The sequence below is a fragment of the Pedobacter arcticus A12 genome (assembly GCF_000302595.1).
Taxonomy (GTDB): domain Bacteria; phylum Bacteroidota; class Bacteroidia; order Sphingobacteriales; family Sphingobacteriaceae; genus Pseudopedobacter; species Pseudopedobacter arcticus.
In genome coordinates, this window is sequence record NZ_JH947129.1 from 894 (window position 1) to 3,438 (window position 2,545).

Below are 2,545 nucleotides of genomic sequence, written 5' to 3' on the forward strand. Positions count from 1 at the left end.
TTTTTAAAGATAAAGAGGTATTAATGCCAGACAAAGTTCACCCAAATGCCGAAGGCGCAAATTTTATCGCAAAAAGGTTATTTGAGTTTCTGGATACCAAATTTTATCCTTTTGATATCTCAAAAGAAATCAAAGAAACAAAAAAAGAAAAGTCGTTTTACGGCTTTAAAGATTATCAGTTTACTTTTAAAGGTCGTAAGGCTCATATTGTACAGCCTAAAAGTGCCATAAAAGGAAAACCTTGGGTTTGGCGAGCCCGTTTTTTTGGTAACCAACCACAAGCTGATATTGCTTTATTAGAGCGAGGCTATCATTTAGTTTATTGCGACGTTGCAGAACTGTACGGAAATAAGCAAGCCATTCAAATTTGGGATGAGTTTTATATTTATATGCGAAAATTGGGTTTAGCTAAAAAAGCAGTATTAGAAGGTTATAGCAGAGGAGGGATTTACATTTATGCTTGGGCTTCGCTTAACCCTAAAAAAGTAGCCTGTATTTATGCAGATAACGCCGTAATGGATATAAAAAGCTGGCCCGGAGGTTTTTGGGAAAGCGCCGGAAGTAAAAAAGATTGGGAAATTTATAAAGCAGATTTCGGCTACCAAACGGATGAGCAAGCTAAGACCGCAAAAGATAGCCCAGTAGATAAAATAAAAGCTATTGTAAAAGGCAAATACCCCATGTTACACGTTGTGGCCGACCAGGACGACACTGTTCCAACAAAAGAAAATACCATACCTTTTGCAAAATTAATTGCCCTCGCCGGAGGCAATATTACCATCATTCATAAATCGGGAAAACATCATCCGCATAGTTTAGCTAATCCACAACCAATAGTTGATTTTGTTTTAAAGGCTTCAAAAAAGTAAAAGATAAATATGGTTGTTGTTCTTATCCGAAAAAATCAATAGATGCTAAAACAGGTTAAGTTAATGGAATTTTATATAATAATTTCCAATCAAGCTTATCAATTTGCCAAATTCTATTAATCTTTTGTGCTTCAAAAGTCCTTCTTTTATAGAAATAATAAATAGGTTCTTTATTTTACGTATTTTAGCTCGTTAACTTAAGGTGAGTGTAGGCATTTATATTATAGTAATTAGTTAGTTCAACTTGCTTGGCCGTAATAGCTAGGGAATAATATTTTATAAACCATCATAATTTTATATTTAAGGTATCATGATTAAAACATTTTTTGCTGTTGTATTTTCCTTTGTATTACTTACACAATCAGTGTCGGCACAAAAAGTACTGACCAATGACGAACGCATGGAATGGTGGCGTGAGGCCCGTTTTGGGATGTTTATCCATTGGGGAGTATATGCGCAGTTTGCTGGCGTATATCAAGGGCATGAACAGCGTAGGGGCGGTGCAGAGTGGATTATGAATCGCTGTAAAATTCCAGTTGCTGAATATCAGGACACGGCCAAAAACTTTAACCCGATTAAATACGATGCTGATGCATGGGTAAAAATGGCTAAGGATGCTGGAATGAAGTATATTGTGATTACTGCAAAACATCATGATGGATTTGCTTTGTTTGATTCTAAAGCCAGTAAGTGGGATGTTGTAGATGCTACGCGTTACGGAAAAGATTTAATAGCTCCTTTAGCGGCAGCATGTCGTAAATATGGCGTAAAATTAGGTTTTTATTATTCGCAAGCGCAAGATTGGAACAATCCAGGTGGTGCTGTAGCAAGAAGGGTAATGAGCGAAGGTTGGGCAAATCCAGATTCTACAAAAATAGATGCCTACACTTTAGCTCATAAAGGGCATTGGGACCCAGCACAGGAAACAAAAACTTTTAATCAATATATTGATGAGGTAGCTGTGCCACAAGTGAAAGAATTGATGACTAACTATGGCGATGTAGCTGTTTTATGGTGGGACACGCCTACAATTATGACTGATGAAGCAGCTTTGAAATTTCAAGAAGTTTTAGAACTACAACCAAATATCATTACAAATGATCGTTTAAAACGTCCTAATTTCCCTGGAGATACCAAAACTCCTGAACAAAAAATACCAACAGTTGACGAGTTGGACGGACAAGATTGGGAAACCTGTATGACCATGAACGGGACTTGGGGTTTCAGAACGTCGGATCATAAATGGAAATCAAGTGAAACTTTAATACGTAATTTGGTTGATATCGCATCTAAAGGAGGTAACTATTTATTAAACGTTGGACCTAAACCAGATGGTACTTTCCCTCAAGAAAGTATAGATAGATTAAATGATATCAGTAAATGGATGAAGATAAACAGCGAGGCCATTTACGATACAAAACCTAGTCCGATAGACCCAGTTACTTGGGGACGTTGTACCCGTAAGGATTCTAAAAAAGGGACAATTTTGTATGTTTCCGTATTTGATTGGCCTAAAGACGGAAAACTGGTGATTCCAGATTTAAATCATAAAGTAAGCTCGGCAAAACTTTTAGATGGCAATGTGAAGCTTAAAACTTCTTTTTCTAAAGAAAAGGGTTTAACTATCAACATCCCTAAAGCAGCACCCGATAAAATTGCTTCTGTAATTAAAATAG

General features: G+C 36.6%; 2 protein-coding genes. Both read left to right on the forward strand.

Annotated elements, in window-relative coordinates:
• On the forward strand, window positions 1–869 hold an 869-nt coding region (locus B176_RS21100; RefSeq protein ID WP_154648052.1), incomplete at its 5' end, for a prolyl oligopeptidase family serine peptidase.
• Between the two features lie 310 nt (window positions 870–1,179).
• The coding region (locus B176_RS0118685) for an alpha-L-fucosidase (protein ID WP_017260369.1) at window positions 1,180–2,545 on the forward strand (1,366 nt) is incomplete at its 3' end.